Here is a 26,037-nt window from a genome sequence, read left to right on the forward strand (position 1 = left end):
CCCGGCGTTTCCGCGCGTCGGAGGGTCGTCGCAGCGTCGGACGATGCGCGCGGGATCCTCCGACGCAGGTGCGGTTCTCCGGCCCCGGCCTCGCGAATCGCGGTCAGGCGAGCTGCACCAGCCGGGTGATGTCGTCGAGGGGGAGCGACTCCGCCGTCGCGGTGACCTCCATCTCGACGAGGTTCGCGAAGCCCGACATGATGGTGAGGAACGCGGTGTCGGCGGCGTCTCGCCCCGTCGCGATGCGCACGAGCGTCTGACGCGGCGCGAGGGTGGTCGCGTCGACGATCCGCCACGCGCCGTCGACCCACGCCTCGGCCACCGCGTGGAAGTCCATAGGGTGCAGCCCGGGGGCGTACACGGCCGCCAGGCGGGCGGGCACGTTCAGCGCGCGCAGCAGCGCGACGCACAGGTGGGCGTAGTCGCGGCAGACGCCGCGGCGGTCGAGCAGGGTGCGCACCGCCCCGTCGGTCGGCAGGCTCGACCCGGGCACGTACGCGAGCTCGGTGCCCACCCACGACGACACGGCGGCCAGCAGGTCGACGGGGTCGGTGATGCCCGCGAACTCGGCCACGGCCGTCGGCAGCAGCCGGTCGGACTCGGCGTACCGGCTCGGGCGGGTGTAGACCAGAAGGTCGGTCTCGGTCGCGGTGGCGACCTCCCCCTCGCCGACGGTCGCGCGATACCGCACCTCCAGGCGGCCGGGCGAGGCGCTCAGCCGGTGCAGACGCGTTCCGTGGGCATCGTCGACGACCGACGGGTCGATCCGGCGTCCGTCGATCGAGGCGGTGAACTCCTCGGTCGTGGGGGCGTAGTGGGACGAGACCGCCACCGCGAACACCAGGTCGGCCTGTCCGGTCACGTCGAGCACGATCTTGCTGGTCACGTCACGTCTCATGCGCACAGCGTGCCACACCCGCGCTCGCTCGGGTCGCAGCATCCGTCCCGAGATCTCGGGGCGTCGTTCGTCGCGGTCCGAGCGAGTTCAGCGCGCGCTTCCGTAGCGCTCGCCGACGGGGATCTCGACGTCGACCGTATTGCCGACCTGGGCCAGCGGGCAGGCCCACATCGGGTCGTAGGCGCACGACGGGTTGTAGGCGAAGTTGAAGTCGAGCACGAGCGAGTCGGGCGAACCCCCGAGGTCGGCACCCTTGATGGTGTCGAGCAGGTACCGCCCGCCGCCGTAGGTGCCGCCGGGCACGCGGCTGAGGGCATCCTTGACGGGCACGAACACCCCGCCGCCGTACGAGGCGAGCCGCCACACGTCGAGACCGCCCACGCCGGGAACGTCGACGCGGCCGATGCGCTCGAACGGCACGGAGCCGTCGGTGCCGGTCTCGACCTCCATACGATGCGGGTCGGTGGGCTCGATCCGGCAGGTGAACCGCCACTCGGGGTCGTACGGCGGCACGCGCAGGCCGGTGAAAGCGCCGCGGTCGTCGTCGAGGAGGGGCGAAGCCGGATGCTGCGCGAACAGCTCATCGCGACCGCGCCGCCACAGGTCGTGCGCGGCGGAGAGGTCGGGGTGCTCGCGCACCGCGGCGTAGAGGGCGAAGACGCGGCGGCGCCAGTCGACGATCTCGAGGGCTTGCATACTCCGACCCTAGGCCGCGCCGCGGCGGGGTGGCTCAGGCGTGGCGATCGAGGAAGGCGAAGACCTCGGTGTCGTCGACGCCGGGGAAGTCGCCCCGGGGGAGCGGCGAGAACATGTGGCGGTGAACGCGGGCGCTCGGCCAGGCCTTGCCCGTCCATCGGCTCGCCGACTCCGCCGGTGGCCTGCGGCAGCACGACTCGTCGGGGCAGCGCGACACCGCGCGGGTCTGCGTCTCGCGGCCTCGGAACCACCGCGCGTCGTCGAAGGGCACCCCCACCGTGATCGAGAAGTCGCCGTCGGAGGTCGTGCCCGTCTGCGTGGAGCACCAGAACGTGCCGGCGGGGGTGTCGGTGTACTGGTAGTGCTCGGTCGTGCGGTTCTTCTCGGCGAACGCCGTGCGCGCCGACCAGCGTCGGCACACGCGCTGGCCTTCGACGGCACCGGTGACGTCGGCGGGGAGGGGGAGGCCGTCGTTCTCGTAGACGCGAGAGATTGCCCCTGAGCCGTCGGCCCGCAGGAAGTGCAGCTTGATCCCGAGGTGTTGCGTCAGGAGGTTCGTCATCCGCATGCCGGCGGCTTCGTGGGTGACCCCGAAGGCGTCGCGGAAGTCTTCCACCGCGAGGTCGCGATCCTTCTTCGCCTGATGCAGGAAGGCCACCGAGTTGCCCTCGGGCATGAGGCAGCACGCCGCGAAGTAGTTGATCTCCAACCGCTGCTGCAGGAAGTCGGCGTAGTCGGTGGGCGGGCGGTGGCCGAGCAGGCGGTGCGCCATCGCCTGCAGCGCCATAGACCGAAGGCCGTGCCCGCCGGGGATCGAGGCCGGGGGGAGGTAGATGCGGCCGTTCTCGAGATCGGTGACCGAGCGCGCCGAGTGGGGCAGGTCGTCGACGTAGAGCAGTTCGAACCCCAGTTGCTCGGCCATGATGCTGACCGTGCGGTGGGTGAGGGCGCCGGAGACGTGTCCGGCGCTCTTGAGCTGCTTCTCGGCGAGCTTCTCGACGTCGGGCAGGTAGTTGTCGACGCCGCGCATGCGCAGGCGCAGCTCGGTGTTCGCGCGACGAGCCTCTTCGGGGGTGGCGATGGCCTCCCGCTCGCGACGCTGCAGTTCGTGGTGGAGTCCGAGCACGGTCTCGATCGTGTCGTCGGACATGCTCTTCGTGACCTTGACCGGGGGCAGGCCGAGCTGCCGGAACACCGGACTGGCCTGCGCGCGGTCGAGTTCGATCTCCAGCGCCGCCCGCCGGTTCGGAGGCTCGGCGGAGAGCAGCTCGGAGATGGGCGTCGAGGTCGCCCGCGCGATCTCCTGCAGCAGCGAGAGCTTGGGCTCGCGCTTGCCGTTCTCGATGAGGCTCAGCTGGCTGCCCGCGACCCCGACCTGAGCGCCGAGCTCGTCCAGGGTGAGCCCGCACGCGAGGCGGTGATGACGGATGCGGTGCCCGAGGGTCGTCAGCTCGAAGGCGGGAGACGTCATTGTTTGATCCTAGCGAAAGAAACTCGATTCTTATCAAGATTTTTCTCCTAAAGACGCCGACGGAACGGTCAATCTAAGGAGGAACCCCGTTCTCTTCGAAGGAGCTCGCATGGCCATCGCCGACACTCTCACCTTCCGCCCGTCGACGTCGCCCGCGGCCGTGCCCGCCGGCGGGTCGCCGCCCCCGTCGACGTCGCCGGGTCTCATCGCCCTGCGCCTCTGGGTCGACGAGGTCGTCGCGCTCACGAAGCCCGATCGCGTGCACTGGGTCGACGGCAGCGCCGCCGAGCACGATGCCCTCATGCGCGAGCTCGTCGCCGAGGGCAAGCTCATCAAACTCAACCCGGAATGGCGGCCGGGGTCGTACCTCGCCCGCACCCACCCCGGCGACGTCGCCCGCGTCGAAGCGCGCACGTTCATCGCCTCCGAGAACGAGGACGACGCCGGCCCCACGAACAACTGGGTCGCACCCGACGAGATCCGCGGCACGCTCACGTCGCTGTTCGCCGGATCGATGCGCGGCCGCACGCTCTACGTCGTACCGTTCTCGATGGGTGCCGTCGGGGGTCCGCTCTCGCACATCGGCGTGCAGCTGACCGACAGCGCCTACGCCGTCGCATCGATCGGCATCATGACCCGCGTCGGAGCACCCGTGCTGCGCGAGATCGAGAACGGCGCGCCCTGGGTGCGCACCGTGCACTCGGTCGGTGCACCCCTCGCCCCCGGGCAGGCGGATGCGGCGTGGCCGTGCAACGACGAGAAGTACATCGTGCACTTCCCCGACACCCTCGAGGTCTGGTCGTTCGGCTCGGGCTACGGCGGCAACGCGATCCTGGCGAAGAAGTGCTTCGCGCTGCGCATCGCCTCCGTCATCGGGCGCGACGAGGGCTGGCTCGCCGAGCACATGCTGCTGATCCGCGTGATCGATCCGTCAGGGCGGGCCTACCACCTCGCCGCGGCCTTCCCGTCGGCGTGCGGCAAGACGAACCTGGCGATGCTCCGCCCGACGATCCCCGGCTGGCGGGTCGAGACCCTCGGCGACGACATCGCGTGGATACGCAGAGGCGCCGACGGCCGGATGTGGGCGATCAACCCCGAGGCCGGGTTCTTCGGGGTCGCCCCGGGCACGGGCGAATCGACGAACGTCACGGCCGTCGAGACCCTCTGGGGCAACACGATCTTCACGAACGTCGCGCTGCGCCCGGACGGCGACGTCTGGTGGGAGGGGCTGACCGATGAGGCACCGCCGCACCTCACCGACTGGCGCGGCGAGCCGTGGACGCCCGAGTCGGGGCGCCCCGCCGCGCATCCGAACTCGCGCTTCACCGTGCCCGCGTCCCAGTGCCCGCAGATCGCCGATGATTGGGAGACCCCCGAAGGCGTGCCGCTCGATGCCATCATCTTCGGCGGACGCCGCGCGACCAATGTGCCGCTCGTGCTCGAGGCGACCGACTGGGCGCACGGCGTGTTCCTCGGCTCGACGGTGTCGTCCGAGAAGACCGCCGCCGCCGAGGGCACCGTGGGCGAGCTGCGCCGAGACCCGTTCGCCATGCTCCCGTTCTGCGGATACAACATGGCCGACTACTTCGCCCACTGGCTGCGGGTCGGGCAGAGCCTGCGGTTCGACCACGCGCCGCGGATCTTCCAGGTCAACTGGTTCCGCAAGGGTGCGGACGGCCGTTTCCTGTGGCCCGGCTTCGGCGAGAACGCGCGCGTCATCGACTGGATCATCCGCAGGATCGACGGCAAGGTGCCCGCGGTGACCACTCCCATCGGTCGCATCCCGCGGCTCGCCGACCTCAACCTCGACGGCATCGACGTGCCCGAGGCCGACCTCGAGCAGCTCTTCGAGATCGACCCTCGGTCGTGGCTCGACGAGGCCGACCTCACCGAGGAGTTCTTCGACACGTTCGGCGGACGCATCCCCGCCGCGCTCACGGCGGAGCTGTCGGCGCTGCGCTACCGCCTCCGCGCCGCGCAGGCCTGAACCCCTCGCAGCATCCTCGGATACCCCTCCGCCCCGCGCGCTGCGCCCGCTCAGGCTGGTTCGCCGCGGGGCGGGGTCGGCGCGCCGGCCCGGTGCGCTAATTCAGGCTCGTTCGCCGCGGGGCCTGCGCGCCGGCCCGGTGCGCTAACTCAGGCTCGTCCGCAGCGGGGCGCGGCCGGCCCCCGGATTTACGGGTGCCGCAGCCCAGGCCTCCGCATCCATCCTGAGTTGCGGTCTGCCGCGCGCGCATCCCGGCGTCCGGGTACCCCGGGAGCCGATCGCGGGGGCCGGAGTCCGCACCGGGGGCGGGTACCGTGGGCCCGTCTCTCCGGCGCCTGGCACCCGGTACGCCGGCCCGGTGCGCTAACTCAGGCTCGTTCGCCGCGGGGCGGGGTCGGCTCCCGGATTCGCGGGTGCCGCGGGCGGGGCTTCCGCATCCATCCTGAGTTGCCGTCTGCCGCGCGTGCATCCCGGTGTCCGGTCGTCTCGGGACTCCGGTCCTCTGTACCGGGGTCCCCGCTCTCCCGCCCCCTGCGCGCCGGCCCGGTGCGCTCATTCAGGCTCGTTCGCCGCGGGGCGGGGCCGAGCCCCGGATTTACGGGTGCCGCGGGTGGGGCTTCCGCATCCATCCTGAGTTAAGGTCCGTCGCGCGTGCATCCCGGGTGCCGGGGGTCCGGGTGCCGGGTGGCCGGCCGCGGTGCCCGATCCGCGGGCGTCGGGTGCAGCGCGCCGCGGCGGGCGCGGGCGCCTCCCGCACCAACTCAGGCTCGTTCTTCCTGGCGGAGGGCCCAGGCCCGTGTTCTCGGGGTGCCGCGGGCAGGGCTGTCGCATCCATCCTGAGTTACGGCGTGACGCCGGCGGCGCTGAGGAGTCGGCGCTGAGGAGGCGGCGTGGAGGAGTCGGCGCTAAGGAGGCGGCGCTGAGGAAGCGGCGCTGAGGAGGAGGCGGCGCGGAGGAGGCGGCGTGGACGGGGCGAGGGGATGCGCAGGTGCGCGTCGTCAGACGAGCAGCTGGTGCCGTGCGAGGTCGCGGTAGAGCGGCGTCGACTCCACGAGCTCGGAGTGCGTGCCCTGACCGACGACACGCCCGTTCTCCAGCACGACGATCAGGTCGCTGTCGACGACCGTCGACAGGCGGTGGGCGATGACGATGAGCGTGCGCCCGGCGGCCACCGCGTCGATCGCGTCGCGCATGCGCTGCTCGTTGAGCCCGTCGAGCGACGACGTCGATTCGTCGAGCAGCAGGATCGGGGGAGCCGCCAGCAGCGCGCGCGCGATGGCCAGGCGTTGGCGCTCGCCGCCCGACAGCATCACGCCGGATTCTCCGACGGGCGCATCGACCCCGAGCGGATTGCGATCGAGCACGTCGCCGAGGTTGACCGCGTGCAGCACGCGCTCGATGTCGGCATCGGATGCTTCGGGGGAGGCCAGCCGCAGGTTCTCGGCGATGGTGCCGGCCAGGGTCGGGGCGTCCTGCTCGACGTAGCCGAGACGGCTCCGCAGCTCGGCGCGGTCGAGGGCGCGCACGTCGGTGCCGTCGAGGAGGATCGCGCCCGCCGTCGGGTCGTAGAAGCGCTCGATGAGGGAGAGGGTCGTGCTCTTGCCCGCACCGGACGGACCGACGAGGGCGATGCGGGCACCGCGCGGCACGGTGAACGACACGCCCCGCAGCACCTCGCCGTCGAGTGCGTGAGGCGCGTCGGGGTCGCCGGCGGGCAGGTCGATCGCGGCGGTGGCGAGATGGGCGGTCTCGAGCGCGGCGAGGGCCTCGGTCTCGGCCTTGCGGCGAGCGGCGACCACGTTCTCCGGGTAGGCGAAGTGCACGTCGCGGAACTCGATCGCGGCGTCGGAGTCGGCCGGGGCAGCGGCAGCATCCGCCGTCACGCGTGCCGCGGTCGCCGCGTCGTCCTGCGACTCGACGGGCAGGTCGATGACCTCCTGGATGCGCCCGAGCGCGCCGAGCGCCTGGTTCACCGAGGTGATCGCGCCGAAGAAGCTGCCGAGCGGGCCGACGAGGAAGAACAGGAACATCACGAAGGTCACGAGCGAGGCGATCGTGATGGCCCCGTCGGCGACGCGGTATCCGCCGACACCGAGCACGACGAGGAGCGAGACCTGCAGCGCGACACCCGCGATCGGCACGACGAGGGCCGAGACCTTCGCGATGCGCACACCGATCCCGTAGGCCTCGCCCGCGGTGGCCGTGATCGAGGACTCCTCGCGCTCGGTGGCACCGGAGGCGCGCACCGTGCGGATCGACCCGACCGCGCGCTCCACGCTCGAGGCGAGCTCGCCCACCTTCTCCTGCTGCGTCGTCGTGGCCTTGCGGATGCGGCCCGACAGCACGGTGACACCGGCGATGGATACGCCGATCACGACCACGATGAGAACGAGCAGCACAGGGTCGATGATCGCCATAGCGACGATCGCTCCGACGAAGATGAGGGCATTGCCGACGCTGTCGGCGAGACCCTGCGTGAGCACCGCGTAGAGCAGCGTCGTATCGGTTCCCACCCGTGAGACGAGGTCGCCGGTGCGGCGGGCGTCGAACTCGCTGATCGGCAGGTGGAGGATGCGGGCGATGAGCTTGCGGCGGCTGGAATAGACCACGGCGGTGCCGGTGCGCTGCAGCAGGTAGTGCTGATAGCCGGAGATGATCGACGACACGACCACGAGCGCGACGATCGCCCAGACCAGCGCGCCCAGCGTCTCGCCGTTCTGCACGAGCTCGATGACCTGGCCCACGAGCAACGGCTGGGCGAGTGTCGTGGCCGCGCCGATGACGCTCAGGATCGCGACGATCACCAGCACCCTCTTGTGCTCGAAGAGGAACGGCAGCAGCTGACGAAAGCTTGCGCGGGGGCCGTCGTCGGGGGTGCGGCGGCCGCGGCGTGCGCGTTCGGGGGTGGACATGCCGGTACCTCGTTCGATCGATGTTCGGGTGTATCCCTTCGACCGTACTTCGTGCGCGCGGCCTGTCGGGTCGCGCCGTGCTCCGCCGAGGTCTATGGTGCGGAGAGTCATCGAGTCGACGGAGAATTCGTGCACTTCGCTTCGCTTCTCCCGCGCCGTGCGCTGGAGGCGGCGGCGGGAGCGGTCATTGCGGTCGCTGCCTTCCTCGCCGTGCTGCTGCCCCTGCAGGTGGGTGCCGCGGTCGACGAGCTCGCACGCGCGACGCTCGCCGCCGGTGGCAGTGTCGACGTCACGCTGACGATCGAGCTGCCGGTCGCGGACGACGTCGACGTACAGGATGCTGCGGTCCGACGCGCGATCGATTCCACCCTCGGCGCCGACGGCGTCGGGGTCGCCCTCGACGTGTCGCGGACCGGGCCCGACGACGGCCTCCTGCGGTGGACGATCGCTCCTCGTGCCGACGAGATCAGCGCCGCGGCCCTCGAGGCGGTGCCCGCGGCCTGGCGACGCATGCGCTCGGCGCTGGTCGACTCCGGCGCCGATGTGTCGCAGGTCGCCTTCTCGGGGAGCCTCGTGCCGACGGCTCTGACGGTGACGCGGCAGTCGGACGCGCTGCGCGGCGCGGCTCCGATCGCGCTGGCGGTCGCGGGGATGATCGCGCTCGTCGCCGTGAACGAGATCGCGCGGTTGCTGGCGACCCGCGGTGCGCGCCGGTCGGCGCTGCTGTGGTCTCGGGGAGCGCGCGTGACCCGCCTCGTCGGCGACGCCACGCTGCCGAGCGCGGTCGCCGTCGTCGTCGGCGCCGCCGTCGGCGCGCTGACCGGAGCCGCGGTCGCCGGCCGCCTGCCGCTGGATGCTGCCGGATGGGCGGCGGTCGCCGGTGCCATCGCGGTCGTGCCGATCGCGGTGGCACTCATCGCGGGTCACGCCTTCGCCGGGGTGCGCAGGCTCGAGCGACCCGATACCGCCGAGAGCCCTCGGGCGCGGCGAGCGGTGCGCGTCGTCGCCGTCGCTCTGCTCGTGGCACTCGCCGGCTTCACGTCGTGGCAGCTTCTGCTTTTCGGCGCGTCGCCGCTGTCCGCCGAGGCGGCACGCACCAACCCCGCGATCCTCCTCGCGCCGGCCGCCGCTCTCGCAGCCCTGTCGATCGTTGCATTGCTGCTGGTGTCGCTGCTGCGCTCGCCGATCGACCGCGCCGTCGACCGGCGGGCCTCCTGGTTCTCCGCGGTGTGGACCCGCGGCGCATTCCGCAGAGGGGCAGTGTCGGTCACCCCGCTGCTGCTGTGCGCCCTGGCCGTGGGTCAGCTGATCGTCGTGGCCGGCTACGGCGGATCGTGGACGGCGCGGTACGACGCGGTGGCGTCGGCGCGCTGGGGGACGGAAGTGCGAATGGATGCGGGTGGCCGCGGCATCGACGCAGACGACCTCGCGGCGGCGGGTGCTCTCGACGAGGTGACGAGGGTCGCGCCGATCCGCACGACCGAGCAGTCGCTGGCCGCGCAGTCGGTGTCGGTGCTGGCGGTCACCGCCCCGGCCGTGGCCGAGCTCGCCGACGCCCCCGCGGAGCTACGACGAGGGTGGGCCGACATCATCGCCCCCCGGACTCCGCCGGGGTGGCCCGTGGCGGGTGGCGCGATGATCGACGTCGCTCTGTCGGGTGACGGCGCGACCCCCGGTACGACGGTGTCGGCCTTCCTCGGAAACGCCGACGGGCTCGTCGTGGAGGTGGGCGGCACCTCCGCCGGGAGTGAGGCGACGGTGGCGTTGATCGCACCCGCGGATGCTGGGGGGTGGCGGCTGTTCGCCATTGATATCTCACCGCCCGCCACCGGAGACGAGCGGGGCGCGCCGACCGTCGAGGTCGAGGTGAGCGCGAACGGGGAGCGGCTCGACCCCGCGGGGTGGGTGGTCGCGAGTCCGTTCTCCGAGCCGTACCCGATCGACACGGGGCGCGATGCCCGGCTCGAGGCGGCGATCCTCGACGGGGCGCCCTCCGTGCGCTTCCTGGCGGGCCCCGACGCCGGCCCGCTGCCCGTGGTGGTCACCACGGCGTTCCTCGACGCGACGGGGCTGACGCTCGGTGACCGCTTCTCCCTGACGCTCTGGGGCCTCGATACGACCGCCGTCGAGATCGCCGCCGTGACGCCCGCGATCCCGGGCGCTGACAACGCCGTCGCCGTGATGATCGACGCGTGGGCGCCGGTCGTCGGATCTCTCGCCTGGTCGGACGACGCCCCGTCGCCGACGGCGGCCTGGATCGGGCCGGCCGGAGCGCCGGCGTCGACCGCTGCGGCTCTGCGGAGGGTCGTGCCGGAGGGCGTCCGCATCGACGGGACGGCGGTAGACCCGGCTCGCGACATCCTCGCCGCCGCTCCGGTGGCGATGTGGTGGGGCGCGGGGGCTGCGGCGTTCCTGGCGCTGCTCGGAACGGCCGCGGTCTCCCTGGCGGGGCGTGCCGCCGAGACCGCGGAAGCGGACGCGCTGCGACGGATCGGGCTCGACCAGCGCCGTCGCAGGGCCGCGCGCGCCGCGGAGCGCTTCGCCGTCGTCGCGGTGGGCGTCGTCGTGGGGCTGATGGCGGGCGCCGTCGTGGTCGCTCTCCTCGTGCCGTCCCTCGCCCGGGGCGCGGCGCCCAGCGAGGCCCTCGGACTCGCCGCTCCCGTCGTGGACACCATCGCGCTCGCATGGTCTGCGGTGTCGTTCCTCGGGGCCCTCGCCCTGGTGGTCGCCGTCGTCGCGTGGCGTGAGCCGCGCGCACCGGGGCCGGGGTCGCGCTCATGACCCGGCTCGTCTCCGCGCGACTTTTCCGGCGGCGGATCGCTCCGCACATCGCGCCGCTCGTCCTCACCGCTGTGCTCATCGCCGCGCTCGTGGTCGGCGTGGTCGGGTTGCCGCGTGCTCTGGCGGTGTCGAACGACGAGCAGTTCGCGGCTGCGCTCGACCCGAACCGCTCCTCCGCCTCGGAGATCACCCTCAGCGGCGAATGGGCCGAGGCCGACGGGGGAGGTCTTCTCGCGCGCTCTCTCGCCCGTGCGGCGGAGGAGTTCCCCGCACGGCTGCGCGAACCGCTCGCCGGGGCCACCGGCCAGGCGACGACGAACATCGTGCTCGCAGGGCTCCTCCTCGATCAGACGGGCGCCGACGGCGACGATCCCGTCCGGGTGCGCCTGGGCGTCGACGCGCAGGCCCTCTCGAGCGCGCGCACGATCGAGGGTGCCGCCCCGGCGACGTGGACGGGGGTGGGGCCGCTCGAGATCGCGCTCGTCGACTCGGCCGCGTCGCGGATGGGTGTCGCCGTGGGCGACCGCCTGAGCTCGGCCGGCCTCGAGATGATCGTCGCCGAGGTCGTCGAGCCCGCACCGGGCGACGCGGTCGCGCTCCGGCACCGCGAGGTGTTCGACGACATCACCGAGGAACGCCTGCAGAGCGGCACCGCCGTGCTGGGTATCGGCGCCCTGATCGATCCCGCCAGTCTCGATGCGCTCGACGGATTCGTCTTCGGTGCGCAGTTCTCGGCCTGGTACCCGGTGTCGTCGGCCGGTCTCGAGGCATCGGATATCGGCGAGCTCACCTCGGCGATCCGGTCGGCGATGAGTTCCGGAGCCGCCCTGCAGAGCGGCCAGCCGCTCAGCGTGAACTCCCGACTCCCACCGATCCTCGATCGCGTCGTCACGACATCGGCGAACACGTCGGCGCTGGCGTGGCTGCTGGCCGCGGGCGTCCTGGGCGCGGTCGTCGTGGCGGTCGGGAACGCCCTACGGAGCTTCGCCGACCGTCGAGCGGTCGGTCGTGCGCTGCTGTCCGCGCGCGGAGCGAGCGTCGGTCGCACCATCCGTGACGCCGCGATGGAGACGGCGGTCGCCGCGGTGCCGGGAGCGGCGATCGGGGTCGCCGTCGCGGTCGTCGCCCTCCCCGGACCCGTCGGTCCCGGCGATATCGGGAGTGCGGCGATCGTCGCTCTGGCGGCCATCCTGTGGGGCGCGGTGAGGGCGGCCCCGCTGCCCCCGGCCTGGCGCGGCTCGGTGCGCGTCGGGGGAGACCTCCTCGTGCTCGCCCTCGGCGCCGGTGCGGCCGCGCTGCTCGCGGTGCGAGGGTTCGCGCCCTCGGATGCGGGGGCAGACCCTTTCCTCGTCTCCGCACCCGCGTGGATCGCGATCGCGGCGGGGGTGCTCGCCGGCCGGATCCTGCCGTACGGCCTCCGCGCGATCGAGCGGGTGCGCCGCAACGGCGCGTCGGCGGGGGCGGGTGTCGCGCGGGCGTGGGCCACCCGGCGCCCGGCAGCCGTGGCGCCGCTCGTCGCGATCGTCGTCGCGCTGTCGGCGTGCGTGTCGTCGCTGATCGCGGGGCAGGCCCTCGCCGACACCCTCACGACGGTCGCGCGAGACGCCGTCGGAGCCGACGCACGGATCGTATCCGTCTCGGGCGCAGGTGCGGCGCTCGGAGACGTCCGGGCCGTGCCGGGGGTGGCCGACGCCGTCGAAGTGAGGGTCGCGAGAGGCGTCGGCCTGACCGACGACGGCCGGTCACGATCGGCCGACGTGCTCGTGACCGACACCGCAGCGCTGCACGCGCTCCGGCCCGATCTCCCCGTGCTGCAGCCGGGCGAGATCGCGGTGGGTCCCGAGCTTGCAGGCGGGGTGGACGGAACGCTGGAGATCGGCGATGACATCCCGGTCGACGCGCGCGTCGTGTCCGCTCGACTACCGGCGTCCGACGAGGGGCGGTGGGTGCTCGTGGACGAGCGCACCCTCGCGGGTGAGGCGCTCTCGGGCCCCGTCTGGGTGCTGTGCTCCTTCGCGGCGGATGCCCCCGCAGACACTCCGGCCGGCCTCCGGGCGATCGCCGGGGACGACGCCACGGTGACGGTCGCCGACGAGGTGCGGGCGGAGGCCGCCGCGCGCCCATCGGCCGTGGTGCTGACCGGCGTGCTCTGGGCGGGCGCGGTGGTGCCGCTCGGTCTCGCCGCGCTCGCCCTGTTCGCCGCCGTCGTGGCCGTGGGCCCTGAGCGCGAGCGTCTGCGCGCCGTGCTGCGCCTCCTGGGGATGCCGCCGCGCGGGGGCGCCCTTCCCGTGCTCTGGCAGGTCGTGCCGGTGGTGGTGGCGGGCTCCCTCGTGGGGGCCGTCGTCGGTATCGCGGTCTCTTCGCTGGTGGCGGCCGCCACCGACGTCGCCGGCATCGCCGGGGTCACCGCAACGGCGGCCGGCTCCGCCTTCCCCGTTCTCGCCGTCGCCCTCGCGACCACGGGTGGCATGAGCATTCTCATCGCGGCGGGTATGGTCGCCGCCCTCCCCGGCCTCCGGCGCGCACGCCGCGTCCCCGCTCGAAACGGAGCATCATGAACGCCCAGCATCCACCCCTCATCGACTGCGCCGACGTCGTGAGGATCTATCGCAGCGCGAGCGTCGAGGTGCAGGCGCTCCAGGGCCTGAACCTGCGGGTCGACCGCGGGGAGCTGACCGCCATCGTCGGGGCGTCGGGATCGGGCAAGTCCACGCTCCTCGGCATCCTCTCGGCCCTCGACGTCGCCAGCGCCGGGCGTGTGCGGGTCGGCGACCACGACCTGATGTCGATGAATGCGGGGGAGCGTGCGCGATACCGGCGGGAGGCGGCGGGCTTCATCTGGCAGCAGACCTCCCGAAACTTCGTCGAGGGCCTGTCGATCCTCGAGAACATCGAGCTGGCGGCCTCCCTCACCGGCGGGGGGCGACGGCGCCGCGCTCAGGCGGTGCACGACGTCGTGCGGCTGCTCGACATCACCGCGATCGCCGAGCGCGATCCCGCGCAGGTCACGGGCGGGGAACGCCAGCGCGCGGCGATCGCGGTGGGGCTGGTCAACGCCCCCGAGGTGCTCTTCGCCGACGAGCCGACGGGCGAGCTCGATGAGCGCAGCTCCGCGCAGGTGCTGGAGGCGATGCGTTCGGTCAACGTCGAGAGCGGGGTGACGGTGCTCATCGTCACCCACGATCCCGACGTCGCCGATCACGTGCGCCGCACCGTGCAGATCCGCGACGGGCGCACCTCCACCGAGGTATTGCGCTCGACGCGCATCGACGAGGCAGGAGTGGAGCGCGGGATCTCGGAGGAGTTCGCCGTCCTCGACCGCGCCGGGCGCCTCCAGCTGCCCCAGGATCAGCTCGCCCGTCTCGGTATGCACGACCGGGTGCGCCTGGGGTTCCGCGAGCGGCATATCGAGATCCACGCCGGCGATCAGCCGGACGGAGACCCGCGATGACGCGTCGCATGGTGCACGCCGAGGGACTCGTGCGCGTCTTCGGCGGTGGAGCCCTGCGCACCGTCGCCGTCGACGGGATCGACATCGACGTCTCGGCGGGAGAGGTCGTCGTCGTACGAGGCCCGTCGGGTTCGGGCAAGACGACCCTGCTGTCGCTGCTCGCGGGCATCGACGTGCCCGATGCCGGCACGGCGTGGATCGACGACGTCGAGGTGACGCGGGCGTCCGAGACCGACCTCGCCGGGCTGCGGGCCCAGACCGTGGGCTTCATCGCACAGGACTTCGCGCTCGTGGAGATGCTGACCGCGGCGGAGAACGTCGAGCTGCCGCTACGGATCGCGCGCACGCCCGTCACCGAGCGCGGGGCGCGGGTGGCGGAAGCGCTCGAGGCGGTGGGGTTGACCCCGCACGCCCGTCAGCGCCCCGATCAGCTCTCGGGCGGGCAGCAGCAGCGGGTGGCCATCGCCCGCGCCCTCGTGCACCGCCCGCGGGTGCTGCTCGCCGACGAGCCGACCGCCCAGCTCGACAGCGCCAGCGCTCGCACGGTGATGGAGCTGATCGCCGAACGGGTGCACCGCGACGACATGGCCGCCGTCGTCACCACGCACGATCCCGAGCTGGCCGCGATCGCCGATCGGGTCATCGAGATCCACGACGGCCGACTCGGCGCCCTCGCGCCGACCTCTCGTGCCCAGGCACGCAGAAGGCGGATGCTGCGGGGCGAGGCGCCCGCGTAGCATCCGCCTTCCGCGGCTCTTCTATAGCGAGCCGGTGGCGCCGAGCCCCAGGTTCTCGTCGTAGTCGATGTCTTTCGTCTCCTTCGACAGCAGCAGGGCGACGAAGGTCAGCACGCCCATCGCGGAGAGATAGATGCCGACGAGCCACGGGTTGCCGTCACCCATCTGCCAGAGCCACAGCGCGACGATCGGCGCGAGCGCCGCTCCGAGGATGGACGACACGTTGTACGAGATCGCCGACCCCGAGTACCGCACGTTGGTCGGGAAGAGCTCGGGCAGGAGCGCGCCCATCGGTCCGAACGTCGCACCCATGAGCATGAACCCGAGAACGAGGAACGCCTGCGTGAGCGCACCCGTGAACTTCGGATCGGCCTGCGGCAGCAGGAAGATCGAGAACGTGAGGCCGAAGGCGATGATCGCGCCCGTGACCCACAGCAGCAGCCGTCGGCGTCCGATGGAATCGGCGATCGGACCGGAGAGCAGCGTGAAGATGCCGAAGAAGACGACACCGATGATCTGCATGATGACGAAGTCGGTGTAGCCGAAGCCCAATCCGGGGTAGAACTGTGCGGCGAACGCCGTGGCGTCGTAGGGCGCACCCCCGTTCGCAGCCGCGGTCTGCGCGGCGGCGGCCGCCGTCTCGAGGCTCGCCGCCTTCGTGCCGTACGACAGCGTGAAGTTGGTCATCAGGTAGAAGAGCACGTAGGTCGCCAGCATGATGAACGTGCCGAGGATGAGCGCCTTCCAGTGATGGCGCACGACGACCGCGAGCGGGAACTTGCGGATCGTGCCCTTCGCCTCGGCCTTCGTGAACGACTCCGACTCGACGAGCTTCAGGCGCACCCAGAGACCGATGATCACCATCACGGCGGAGAAGAGGAACGGCACGCGCCAGCCCCAGGCGAGGAAGTCGGCCGAGCGCTGGCCGGCGCCGCCCGGGTGGGGGAGGGCGAAGTTGATCAGCAGGAACACGGTGTTGGCGATGATGAAGCCGATCGGCGCGCCGAGCTGGGGGAACGTGCCGTACCAGGCGCGCTTGCCCTTCGGGGCGTTCTCGGTGGCGACGAGCGCCGCACCCGACCACTCGCCGCCGAGTGCGAAGCCCTGGGCGAGCCGCATGACCAGCAGGAGGAACGCCGCCCACGGTCCGATCTCGTTGTGCGTGGGGAGGCACCCGATGAGGAATGTCGCGACGCCCATCGTCAGCAGCGACGCGACGAGGGTCGCCTTGCGGCCGAACCGATCGCCGAAGTGCCCGAAGACGATGGCGCCGATCGGCCGTGCGATCATCGCGGCGCCGAACACGCTGAACGACAGCAGGAGGGCCGTGGTGTCGTTGCCGGTGGGGAAGAAGAGGATCGGGAAGACGAGCACGGCCGCCGTCGCGTAGACGTAGAAGTCGTAGAACTCGATCGTCGTTCCGACGAGGCTCGCGGTGATGACGCGCGAGCGCGGGTTGGCGGGCTTGGACGGCGCGCGAGTGGAGGAGGGGGAGGATGCGGGGGAGGTCAAGAGAGGGCCTGTCGATCAGCACGAGGAGACGCACGTTCTGCGATGCGTCGCGGTGGGCGGCCGTGGGCGCGGGGTCTGCGCCGGGGCTGGACGCCGGGTCACCGAGTGCGACGGCCTGGTCGCCGACACACGGTGAACGATCCTATGCCGCTCGCAGACCCCTCGGCGCCGTCAGCCCGCGCGCAGCTGCCGCAGGACGAGCGCGGTGCGCACCGCAGCATCCGCCGCTTCGGCTCCCTTGTCTTCCTTCGAGCCCGGGAGTCCTGCCCGATCGATGCCCTGCTGCTCGTCGTCGAGGGTCAGCACGCCGAAGCCGACCGGACGACCGGCGTCGATCGCCACCCGGGTGAGCCCGTCGGTCGCCGCCGACGACACGTACTCGAAGTGGGGCGTACCGCCGCGGATGATCACGCCGAGGGCCACCACCGCGTCGGCGCCGGCCTCGAAGGCCGCCTTCGCCGCGACGGGCAGCTCGAACGAGCCGGGGACCCGCACGAGGCGCCAGTCGGCACCTGCCGCGTCGAGCGTGCGCTCGGCCCCCGCGATCAGTCCGTCGGTGATGGCGTCGTGCCAGGTGCCAGCGACCACGACGATCGACAGCCCTTCTCCTCGAAGGTCTCCTGTGATCGGTGCTCCTTTGCCGCTCATGAACCGGCCCCTTCCTTCATCTGCTCGAGGGCATCGCTGAGGTCTTGCTCGGCGATGATGTGTCCCATCCGGTCGCGCTTCGTCGACAGGTACTGGTGGTTGTTGGGCCCGACGCCCACGAGGAGCGGCACCTGCTCGACGATCTCGAGTCCGAGCTGACGCAGCTGCGAGACCTTGTCGGTGTTGTTGGTGAGCAGGCGCACGCGTTCGATTCCCAGGTCGGCCAGGATGCCGGCGGCCGCCGCGTAGTCGCGCGCGTCGGCGGGGAGCCCGAGCGCCAGGTTCGCGTCGACGGTGTCGAGTCCGCGCTCCTGCAGGCTGTAGGCGCGGAGCTTGTTGATGAGGCCGATGCCGCGGCCCTCGTGCCCGCGCATGTAGACGACGACGCCGCCCTCCCTGTCGATGGCGTCGAGCGCGGCATCGAGCTGCGGGCCGCACTCGCACTTGAGCGAGCCGAAGGCCTCGCCGGTGAGGCACTCCGAGTGCACGCGCACCAGCGGTGCCTCACTGGAGAGGTCGCCGGAGACGACCGCGATGTGGTCGGTGCCGGTGACGCGGTCCTTGTAGGCGAGGAAGCGGAACTCGCCGTGCGAGGTGGGAACCTGGGCCTCGGCGCGCAGGCTCACGCGCCGCTTGTGGCGGTCGGCGGGTGCGGCCGGGGCGGGCGCGATCTGATCGAGGTGAGCGATGAGCTGCTCGATCGTGATGACGGGGATGCCGTCGCGCTCGCCGAGTTCCAGAAGGCCGGGCAGCCGCATCATGCTGCCGTCCTCGGCGACGATCTCGGCGATGGCGCCGACGGGCGAGAGCCCCGCGAGCTGCATGAGCTCCACGGCGGCCTCGGTGTGTCCGCTCCGCTCGCGCACGCCGCCGTCGACCGCGCGCAGGGGCAGGATGTGTCCCGGCCGGTGCACGCTCGTCGGAACGGACTCGGGGTCGGCCAGCACGTTGAGCGTGCGGGCGCGGTCGGCCGCGCTGATGCCGGTCGTGACGTTCGTGGCGGCGTCGACGCTCACCGTGTACGCGGTGCCGCGGGCGTCCTGGTTGACCTCCACCATCGGGGGGAGGTCGAGGCGGTCGGCCCACTCGGCGGGCATCGGCGCGCAGATGAAGCCGCTCGACCACCGCACGGTCCAGGCGATCCACTCGGCGGTCGCCCGCTCGGCGGAGAGGACGACATCGCCCTCGTTCTCGCGGTTCTCGTCGTCCGAGACGATGATGGGGCGACCGGCGCGGAGCGCGTCGAGAGCCTCGGGGATGCTGGCAAGGCTCATCGCGAGCCTCCTTCGGTCGTGGATGCGGAAGGCGTCTCGTCGGCTGCGGGGGAGGAAGCGGCCCCGCTCGCCCCGGAAGAGAAGCTGAACAGGCGCTGCACATGGCGCGCGAGGATGTCGGTCTCGAGGTTGACGGGGTCGCCGACCTCCGCCGCCCCGAGCGTCGTGGCCTCGAGGGTCTCGGGGATGAGGGAGACCTCGAGCCACGGCGCGGGTTCGTCGGCATCGCTGACGGCGCTCACCGTCAGCGAGATGCCGTCGATGGCGATGGAGCCCTTGTCGACGACGAGCGGGGCGAGCGCTGCCGGGATGCCCACGCGCACCACGCGCCACTGCTCGCCCGGTCGCACCTCGCGCACCTCGCCGGTGCCGTCGATGTGGCCCTGCACGATGTGCCCGCCGAGGCGGCCGTGCGCAGCGGTGGCCCTCTCGAGGTTCACGGGCCGCCCGGGAGCGACGCCCGCGAGGGTCGACATGTCGAGCGTCTGCTTCATGACATCGGCGGTGAACCAGTCGGCCCCCTGCTCGACGACCGTGAGGCACACGCCGCTCACCGCGATCGAGTCGCCGTGGGCGGCGTCGGAGACCGCGACGGGTGCGTGCACCGTGAGCCGCACGCCGTCGCCCGAAGGCTCGACGGAGGTGACCGTGCCGATCTCTTCCACGATTCCGGTGAACATCAGAGGTCTCCTTCGACGGCGGGGTGCGCGACGACCAGGAGGTCGTCGCCGAGAGCGGTGACGGATGCCGCGCGCAGCCGGTGCGCGTCGGCGATGGTGGCGACGCCGATGTCTCCCACGGCGAGCCGGTCGCCGCCGAGCAGGACCGGGGCGACGTACACGAGCATCTCGTCGGCGAGACCGGCGCGGACGAACGCGCTGGCGAGCGTCGGGCCGCCCTCGACGAACACGCGCTGCACCCCGCGCTCGCGGAGGTCGGCGAGCACGGTGTCGAGGTCGCGGGTGGCGAAGAACAGCGGATCGATCGGGTGACGCCGCACCGCAGCATCCGTCGGCACCTCGGCCGAGCCGATGACCACGGGCCGCGGCTGCGCGTCGTACAGCGAGCCGTCGGCGCGGCGCGCGGTCAAGGCCGGGTCGTCGGCGAGCAGCGTGCCCGTGCCGACGACGATCGCGTCGGCCTCGGCGCGACGTCGGTGAACGTCGGCCCGTGCCTCCGGCCCGGTGATCCACTGGCTCGTGCCGTCGGCCGCCGCCGCGCGGCCGTCGAGGCTCTGCGCCCACTTGACGGTCACGCGAGGACGGCGCAGGCGCTGCACGTCGAGCCAGCCGCGCAGGAGATCCATCGCGTCGTCGATGAGCACCCCGCCCTCGACCTCGACCCCGGCGGCACGTAGACGCTCGGCTCCGCCGGCGGCGGCGGCGTTGGGGTCGGCCATCGCGTAGACGACCCGCCCGACGCCGGCCTCGATGAGAGCGACGGCGCAGGGCCCCGTGCGCCCGGTGTGGTTGCAGGGCTCGAGGGTCACGACGGCGGTCGCGCCGCGGGCGGCACCCGGCTCGAGCTTCGAGAGCGCGTCGACCTCGGCGTGGGCGGTGCCCGCTCCTCGGTGCCAGCCCTCGGCGATGACGTCGCCGGCGGGGGAGAGGATCACGGATCCCACCTGGGGGTTCACACCCCGCGGACCCCGCCGGGCGAGGCGCAGCGCGTGCCGCATCGCCTCGAGCTCGGCGGTGGTGGCCATCGGTCCTGTTCCTTCCGGTGAATCCCCGGGGGTCAAGACGCAACGGCACGGCGTACCGTGCGTGCCTCCTCCCATCCGGACTGACGACGATCGCTCGTCGCATCACCGTCGGTTCCGGAATTCCACCGGATCAACCCGAAGCATCCTGTCGGATATCGCGAGTTCGCGGACTGTCACCGCCGGTTCGGATTCTCACCGACCCCGGAGCACGTGTGTGTTGGGTGCGATTCTAGTCAACGCCCGTCTCGACGTTTCATTCCCCGATCGCGCGCGGTCATTTCAGCAGGCGCGACAACCGGCGATCGGCGAGGATCTTCCCTCCGGTCTGGCAGACCGGGCAGTACTCCAGCGAGTTGTCGGCGAAGAACACGCTCTTGACCTCGCCGCCGCAGACCGGGCAGGTCTCGCCGCGACGGCCGTGCACCCGCATTCCGCGTCGTTTCGCGTCTTTCAGCTCGGCCGGGGGCTTGCCGCTCGCGGTGGTGACGGCCTCGGCCAGCGTGTCGCGCAGCGCGGCGTAGAGACGATCGATCTCCTCGGCGCTCAGGCCCGCCGCGAGGGCGTACGGCGACATCTTCGCGGCGTGCAGGATCTCATCGGAGTAGGCGTTGCCGACCCCCGCGACGATCGACTGGTCGCGCAGCACGCCCTTGATCTGCGTTCGGCGATCCGCCAGCAGCGCGGCGAACGTGTTGCGATCGAAGCCCGGATCGAGCGGATCGGGCCCGAGTCGGGCGATGCCCGGCACGTCGGCGGGATCGCTCACGACGTACACCGCGAGCGACTTCTTCGTGCCCGCCTCGGTGAGGTCGAAGCCCGACCCGTCGGCGAGACCGACGCGCAGCGCGATCTGCGTCTTGCCGGGGCGGATCACGGTCGACGGGAGAGTTTCGTACCACCGCAGCCAGCCGGCCTTCGCGAGGTGGAAGACGAGGTGCGCGCCGGCGTCGGTGGCGATGTCGACGAACTTGCCGCGCCGCTCGACCCCGGTCACGTGCGCACCGACCACAGCCGTGATGGGCGGATCGTAGGTCTTCAGCGCCGAGATCGCGCTGACGCTCGCCCGCGTCACTTCCACCCCGACCACGCGTCCGCGGAGGAAATCGACGAGGCCCTGTACTTCCGGCATCTCCGGCATGCGCCCATCCTCCCACGCACCGTCGACAGCCGTCCCGCCCTTGTGCGCTCTCGTGCGCTCCGCCCGCCCCGTGCGCTTCGCCCGCTCCTCTGCGCTCCGCTGTGCGCCGTGCGGTCCGTCCCTCCCGCAGCTCCACCCGCCCCTGCGCGCTCGGCTTCGGCCCGAACTCAGGATGAGAATTCTTGAGCGCCTGTCGAACCCCGGTTTTCCGCGGGCGCGCAGGCGGGCGCCCGGATTCAGCCTGAGTTCGTGCGAGAAGCGGTCCTCCACAGCATCCGCTGAGTCGCCTTTCGTCCACGGATGTGCGCCGCGCGCCCATCGGCTCGTGGCTGCTGGCGATCGTCGCGTGATGAATATCGAGTTCCTCCACCGTCACGACCTCGTGCGTGATGGATTTCGTCGCGCCGACATCGACGCCGCCCTCGCTCTCGGATACCTGGTGCGGGCGCGCCGTGACCACTACCTCCCCGGCGACACGGCCGAGTCGATCATTCGCGCCGTGCGTGTGGGTGGGCGACTCACGTGCCTGTCGCTCCTGTCGATGCTGTCGGTCTTCGTGCTGCGCCACGGCGCATTACACGTCCACCTTCCGCGCAACGCCTCGCGCCTGCGCTCCCCGCACGATCGACGGCGCGCTCTGTCAACCCGGACGAGGCGGGGTGTTCGACTGCACTGGCTTCCCTTGATCATTCCGCCCGGACAGTCGGCGTGCGTATCGATCCTCGACGCGCTGGCGCACTCCGTGCTCTGCCAGGCGCCGCGTGCCGCCGTCGCCACGCTCGACAGCGCTCTGCACCAGGGATTGGTGCGCATGGAGGAGGTCGCCGACATGTTCCACGCGCTCCCGGCAAAATACCGCGTGCTCCTTCCGCTGCTCGATCCGCGTTCCGAGTCGGGGCCGGAGACGATCATGCGGCTGATGCTGCGGTCCCTCGGCTGCGAGGTGAGGGTGCAGGTGTCGTTCGATGGCATCGGACGTGTCGATCTGCTGGTCGACGGCTGGCTCGTCATCGAGTGCGACAGCCAGGAATTCCACGCCGGTTGGGAGAGCCAGGAACGAGATCGTCGCCGTGACATGCTGCTGGCCGCTCGGGGATACACGACGCTGAGACCGACCGCGAAGATGATCATGGACGAGCCCGAGCTCGTCCTGGCCGCGGTCAAGCGCATGCTCGCGAGCCGTCCTCGCTGATCCCGCGTCCGCGCGAGGTCGGTCGGCCGCGCATCCGTAATTCAGGCTGGTTGCGTCCGAGCGGTGCGCGTGCCCTGACGAATCAAGGCCCCGTCGGATGCCCGTGCGAACCATCCTGAGTTGTGGCGATGAGGCCGACGCGACGAGGTGCGACCGGTTTCAGACGCGCCGCAGCAGGCCCATCCGGTCGTAGACGTCGCTGAGGGTGCGGTTGGCGACGGATGCTGCGCGCCCGGCGTTCTCCGCGAGCACCCGGTCGAGTTCGGCCGTGTCGTCGAGCAGCGCGAGAGCGCGCTCGCGCACCGGCCCGAACTCCGAGACGACGACCTCGGCGAGGCCCTTCTTGAAGTCGCCGTAGCCGCGGCCGGCGTACTCGTCTTCGATCGCGGCGATCTGTCGTCCGGTCAGGGCGGCGTAGATCACGAGCAGGTTCGACACCCCGGGCTTCGTCTCGCGGTCGAACCGTACGACGCCCTCGCTGTCGGTGACCGCCCGCATGATCTTCTTCGCGCTCTTGGACGGCTCGTCGAGGAGCCACAGCACCCCGGCGTCGGATTCGGCCGACTTCGACATCTTCGCCGTCGGGTTCTGCAGGTCGTAGATGCGGGCCGTGTCGCGCTGGATCACCGGCGTCGGAACGGTGAAGGTCTTCCCGTAGCGCGAATTGAAACGCTCGGCCAGGTCGCGCGTGAGCTCGATGTGCTGCTTCTGATCGTCGCCGACGGGCACGACGTCGGTCTGGTACAGCAGGATGTCGGCGGCCATCAGCACGGGATAGGTGAAGAGGCCGACGTTCGTGGCGTCCGCACCGTAGCGGGCCGACTTGTCCTTGAACTGCGTCATGCGACCGGCCTCACCGAATCCGGTGATGGTCGACAGTGCCCAGGCGAGCTCGGAGTGCGCCGCCACGTGCGACTGCACGTACAGCGTCGATCGCGAGGGCTCGATGCCCGCCGCGATGTACTGGGCGGCGGTGCGTCGGGTCTTCGCCCGCAGCTCGGCCGGGTCGTTCGGCTGGGTGAGCGCGTGCAGGTCGACGACGGAGAAGTACGCGTCGTACGAGTCCTGCAGTTCCCGCCACTGCATGAGCGCCCCGATGTAGTTGCCGATCTGGAGCGAATCGGCCGAGGGCTGCATGCCGGAGTACAAACGCGGTTTGGTCACCGCCCAATCCTAGAGCGGGTGGATGCGGCGTCAGCCCCGCCCGCGGCTGCGCGGTAGGAGGGTCCGTGACGCATGCCCGGAGTGGTCGGCCTGCGGCCGGCGGCTCACCGCCAGACCCGATGCCAGCGTCGCGGACCCTCCCACCGCTCCGCCGCTCCCCGGAACGGCGCAGCATCCGCTCCACACGGCGTCACGTGGATCAGCACCCCACGGCTGCGCAGGGATGCGGACTCGGTCGCGGACGTGGTGAGCGGATGCGGCGTCAGCCGCCGTGCACTCGGAGCGCGGCGCGTCAGAGGCCGAGGGTGTAGTCGGCCACCACGGGAGCGTGGTCGCTCCAGCGTGTGTCCCACGAGGGTGCCCGGCCGATGCGGTAGTCGGTGACGCGCTCTGCGATGGCGGGGGTGGCGAGGTGGTAGTCGATGCGCCAGCCGGTGTCGGTGTCGAAGGCCTTGCCGCGGCTCGACCACCACGTGTACGGGCCGTCGACCTCGCCGGCGTGGCGGCGGCCGATGTCGATCCAGCCGAGTCCGGTGCCGACGCTGCCGTCGACGCCCGTCACGGTCGCTTCGGCCTCGCCGAGGAAGCGGTCGAAGTAGCCGCGCTCACGCGGGAGGAAGCCGGCCTTCTTGACGTTGCCCTTCCAGTTGCGGATGTCGAGCTCGCGGTGACCGACGTTGAGGTCGCCCATGATGAGGGCCAGCCGGCGCTCGGCGGCGAGCTGCGGCATCCGCTTCTCCATGGCATCGAGGAAGCCCCACTTCGCCTCCTGCTTGGGGGTGCCGACCTCGCCGCTGTGCACGTAGGCGCTCACGACCGTCACGGTCTCGCCGTCGATGTCGAAGTCGCCCTCGAGCCAGCGGCCGGCCGAGTCGACGGGATCGGCGCTGAGCGAGGTGCGCACTTCGACGGGTGCCACCCGGCTGGCGATCGCGACACCGGCGCGGCCCTTCGCGAGGGCCTCGTCGTTGACGATCTCCCATCCGGGCAGTGCGGTGCGCAGGTCGTCGGCGGTGGCGCGCACCTCTTGGATCGCGAGGATGTCGGCATCGGCTTCGGCGAGCCAATCGTTCATCCCGTTGCGGACGGCGGCACGGATGCCGTTGACATTGATGGAGACGATGCGAACGCTGCGAGACACGACCGCAAGCCTAACCGCGGGCCCCGACACGGCCGGGGCGACTGCCACACCTTGCCGCTCATGACGGTACCAATCGTTGCGGTCATTCGCCGGAATGCGCCACATTCCGGCACACCACAGGAATGCGCCACATTCCGGCACAGGAGCGAGGGACGGGCGGGGAGGCTCAGTCGAGGAAGGTGCTCGAGGCCCGAGGAGGGGCGGATGCTTCGGCCTCGGCGAGATCGTCACGCAATCGGTTCACCTCGCGTGCGGCCCACCAGTGGGCGTACCACGGGGCGCCGTGGAGCTCCTGCTCGGCGTCTCGCAGGCGCACCTGCGCGGCGGTGACGAGCGCGGCGTGTTCGGCGGCCACCCGCTCGTCTTCCGACAACAGCGACAGGCCGCGGTCCTCGGCACCCACGGCGATCCACGCGGCGGCGACGAGGATCACGATCCCGTTGAGGCGGAACCAGAGGAGGAACCCGATGAAGATCGCGAACGTCGCCAGGAGGGGGTTGGTGGGGGAGTAGACGAAGAGGAAGCCCGCGGCGATCTGCAGGGCGACCATCGCGCCGCCGCCGAGGAGCGATCCCGACCAGATGCGCCGCCACGAGAGCGAGGCGCCCGTGAGGAACCGGAACATGGCCGCCAGGGCGGAGGTGTTGACCCAGAACGCCACGACGAACGCCAGCACGCGGCTGAGGACGCGCACCCAGATCGATTGGCTGTCCCAGCCGAGCAGCAGGAAGATGAGCTCGATCGCGCCGGTGGCGACGAGTCCGAGCCCGGCGCCGACGATGAGCGCCACCCCGAACATCACCGCGGCGAGGAAGTCGCGGGCTTTGAGCAGCACGTAGCTGCGCCGGTCGAAGGGGAGGCCGAAGGTGTCGCGCACGGCGCGGCGGGCGTAGGTGATGAACCCGATGGCGGTCCAGATGACCACGACCGCCGCGACGATGCCGGTGACGGTGAGAAGGCCGGTGCTGCCGGCCGCGACCGCTTCGACCTGCTCGGGCTTCACGAGCCCGTTCTCGCTGATGATCTGCGGGATGTAGCGGTTGATCAGGTCGATGAGCGCCTGCACCGACTCCGTGCTGCCGCCGAGCCACAGACCCGCGAGCGCGAAGGAGAGATAGATGACGCCGAAGATCGCGAAGAGCGACTGATAGCTGATCCCGGCCGCGAGCAGGAACCCGTTGTGCTGCAGGAAATGGCGCCAGACGCGGATCGGAAACCAGGCGAGGGTCTTCCTCGTCAGTTCGGTCGCCTTCTCGATCGGCTCGTCCAGTCGCTCGCGCAGCGCCTGCAGGCGCTCCCCGGACGCATTGGAGTCTGCCACCCGATCAGA

19 protein-coding genes are annotated in these 26,037 nt (G+C 71.6%); 6 read left to right on the top strand and 13 right to left on the bottom strand.

Annotated elements, in window-relative coordinates:
* Positions 1–103: 103 nt before the first annotated feature.
* The 3 genes from DEU34_RS03865 to DEU34_RS03875 form a co-directional block, all read right to left on the bottom strand.
* Entirely contained in the window at positions 104–898 is a 795-nt protein-coding gene (locus DEU34_RS03865) for a transglutaminase family protein (RefSeq protein ID WP_121149698.1), read from the bottom strand.
* Positions 899–985: 87 nt separating this feature from the next.
* Positions 986–1,594 carry a DUF1684 domain-containing protein gene (locus tag DEU34_RS03870; RefSeq protein ID WP_121148897.1) on the bottom strand — a complete coding sequence of 203 codons (609 nt, stop codon included), beginning with the start codon at positions 1,592–1,594 and terminating at the stop codon, positions 986–988.
* Between the two features lie 34 nt (positions 1,595–1,628).
* A complete protein-coding gene (locus DEU34_RS03875) occupies positions 1,629–3,065 on the bottom strand; it encodes an XRE family transcriptional regulator (RefSeq protein ID WP_121148898.1) in 1,437 nt (478 codons plus the stop codon).
* A 109-nt stretch (positions 3,066–3,174) separates the two neighbouring features.
* Here DEU34_RS03875 and DEU34_RS03880 point away from each other — a divergent pair, with 109 nt between their 5' ends.
* Complete coding sequence (locus tag DEU34_RS03880) at positions 3,175–5,052, top strand: phosphoenolpyruvate carboxykinase (GTP) (RefSeq protein WP_121148899.1); 1,878 nt, start codon at positions 3,175–3,177, stop codon at positions 5,050–5,052.
* 998 nt (positions 5,053–6,050) lie between these two features.
* Here the strand turns inward: DEU34_RS03880 and DEU34_RS03885 are convergent.
* The gene (locus DEU34_RS03885; RefSeq protein ID WP_121149699.1) at positions 6,051–7,964 is read right to left on the bottom strand and encodes an ABC transporter ATP-binding protein; all 1,914 of its coding nucleotides are present in this window, start codon (positions 7,962–7,964) and stop codon (positions 6,051–6,053) included.
* Positions 7,965–8,093: 129 nt separating this feature from the next.
* Here DEU34_RS03885 and DEU34_RS03890 point away from each other — a divergent pair, with 129 nt between their 5' ends.
* From DEU34_RS03890 to DEU34_RS03905, 4 genes are read left to right on the top strand one after another with little or no spacing between them, the layout of a single operon-like run.
* Positions 8,094–10,745, top strand: a complete 2,652-nt coding sequence (locus DEU34_RS03890; protein WP_121148900.1) for a hypothetical protein — start codon at positions 8,094–8,096, stop codon at positions 10,743–10,745.
* A complete protein-coding gene (locus DEU34_RS03895) occupies positions 10,742–13,303 on the top strand; it encodes an FtsX-like permease family protein (RefSeq protein WP_121148901.1) in 2,562 nt (853 codons plus the stop codon). Before DEU34_RS03890 ends, DEU34_RS03895 begins: the two co-directional genes overlap by 4 nt.
* A complete protein-coding gene (locus DEU34_RS03900; RefSeq protein ID WP_121148902.1) occupies positions 13,300–14,196 on the top strand; it encodes an ABC transporter ATP-binding protein in 897 nt (298 codons plus the stop codon). The genes DEU34_RS03895 and DEU34_RS03900 overlap by 4 nt, the downstream gene beginning before the upstream one ends.
* The gene (locus DEU34_RS03905) at positions 14,193–14,933 is read left to right on the top strand and encodes an ABC transporter ATP-binding protein (RefSeq protein ID WP_259460015.1); all 741 of its coding nucleotides are present in this window, start codon (positions 14,193–14,195) and stop codon (positions 14,931–14,933) included. The genes DEU34_RS03900 and DEU34_RS03905 overlap by 4 nt, the downstream gene beginning before the upstream one ends.
* Before the next feature lie 21 nt (positions 14,934–14,954).
* Here the strand turns inward: DEU34_RS03905 and DEU34_RS03910 are convergent, their stop codons facing one another.
* From DEU34_RS03910 to DEU34_RS03935, 6 genes are all read right to left on the bottom strand, one after another.
* On the bottom strand, positions 14,955–16,445 hold the full coding sequence (locus DEU34_RS03910; protein WP_121148903.1) for an MFS transporter: 1,491 nt from the start codon (positions 16,443–16,445) through the stop codon (positions 14,955–14,957).
* 171 nt (positions 16,446–16,616) lie between these two features.
* Entirely contained in the window at positions 16,617–17,093 is a 477-nt protein-coding gene (gene ribH, locus DEU34_RS03915; protein ID WP_116645985.1) for a 6,7-dimethyl-8-ribityllumazine synthase, read from the bottom strand.
* Positions 17,090–18,367 (bottom strand): GTP cyclohydrolase II, encoded by a 1,278-nt coding sequence (gene ribA / locus DEU34_RS03920; RefSeq protein ID WP_121148904.1) that lies wholly within the window; start codon positions 18,365–18,367, stop codon positions 17,090–17,092. The genes ribH and ribA overlap by 4 nt, the downstream gene beginning before the upstream one ends.
* On the bottom strand, positions 18,364–19,047 hold the full coding sequence (locus DEU34_RS03925; RefSeq protein ID WP_121148905.1) for a riboflavin synthase: 684 nt from the start codon (positions 19,045–19,047) through the stop codon (positions 18,364–18,366). The genes ribA and DEU34_RS03925 overlap by 4 nt, the downstream gene beginning before the upstream one ends.
* Positions 19,047–20,072 carry a bifunctional diaminohydroxyphosphoribosylaminopyrimidine deaminase/5-amino-6-(5-phosphoribosylamino)uracil reductase RibD gene (gene ribD / locus DEU34_RS03930; RefSeq protein ID WP_121148906.1) on the bottom strand — a complete coding sequence of 342 codons (1,026 nt, stop codon included), beginning with the start codon at positions 20,070–20,072 and terminating at the stop codon, positions 19,047–19,049. The genes DEU34_RS03925 and ribD overlap by 1 nt, the downstream gene beginning before the upstream one ends.
* A 274-nt stretch (positions 20,073–20,346) precedes the next feature.
* Positions 20,347–21,210 carry an Fpg/Nei family DNA glycosylase gene (locus DEU34_RS03935; protein WP_121148907.1) on the bottom strand — a complete coding sequence of 288 codons (864 nt, stop codon included), beginning with the start codon at positions 21,208–21,210 and terminating at the stop codon, positions 20,347–20,349.
* A 349-nt stretch (positions 21,211–21,559) separates the two neighbouring features.
* On the opposite strand from DEU34_RS03935, the gene DEU34_RS03940 reads away from it, so the two are divergent.
* Complete coding sequence (locus DEU34_RS03940; protein WP_121148908.1) at positions 21,560–22,402, top strand: endonuclease domain-containing protein; 843 nt, start codon at positions 21,560–21,562, stop codon at positions 22,400–22,402.
* A 159-nt stretch (positions 22,403–22,561) separates the two neighbouring features.
* Here the strand turns inward: DEU34_RS03940 and trpS are convergent, their stop codons facing one another.
* From trpS to DEU34_RS03955, 3 genes are all read right to left on the bottom strand, one after another.
* Positions 22,562–23,566, bottom strand: coding sequence for a tryptophan--tRNA ligase (gene trpS, locus DEU34_RS03945; protein ID WP_121148909.1), 1,005 nt, complete (start codon positions 23,564–23,566; stop codon positions 22,562–22,564).
* A 292-nt stretch (positions 23,567–23,858) separates the two neighbouring features.
* Positions 23,859–24,707 (bottom strand): exodeoxyribonuclease III, encoded by an 849-nt coding sequence (locus tag DEU34_RS03950; protein ID WP_121148910.1) that lies wholly within the window; start codon positions 24,705–24,707, stop codon positions 23,859–23,861.
* A gap of 166 nt (positions 24,708–24,873) precedes the next feature.
* Positions 24,874–26,028: a YihY/virulence factor BrkB family protein gene (locus tag DEU34_RS03955; RefSeq protein WP_121148911.1), complete on the bottom strand. Its 1,155-nt coding sequence runs from the start codon at positions 26,026–26,028 to the stop codon at positions 24,874–24,876.
* Positions 26,029–26,037: the final 9 nt, after the last annotated feature.

This window comes from Microbacterium sp. AG1240, from assembly GCF_003635115.1.
Lineage (GTDB): Bacteria > Actinomycetota > Actinomycetes > Actinomycetales > Microbacteriaceae > Microbacterium.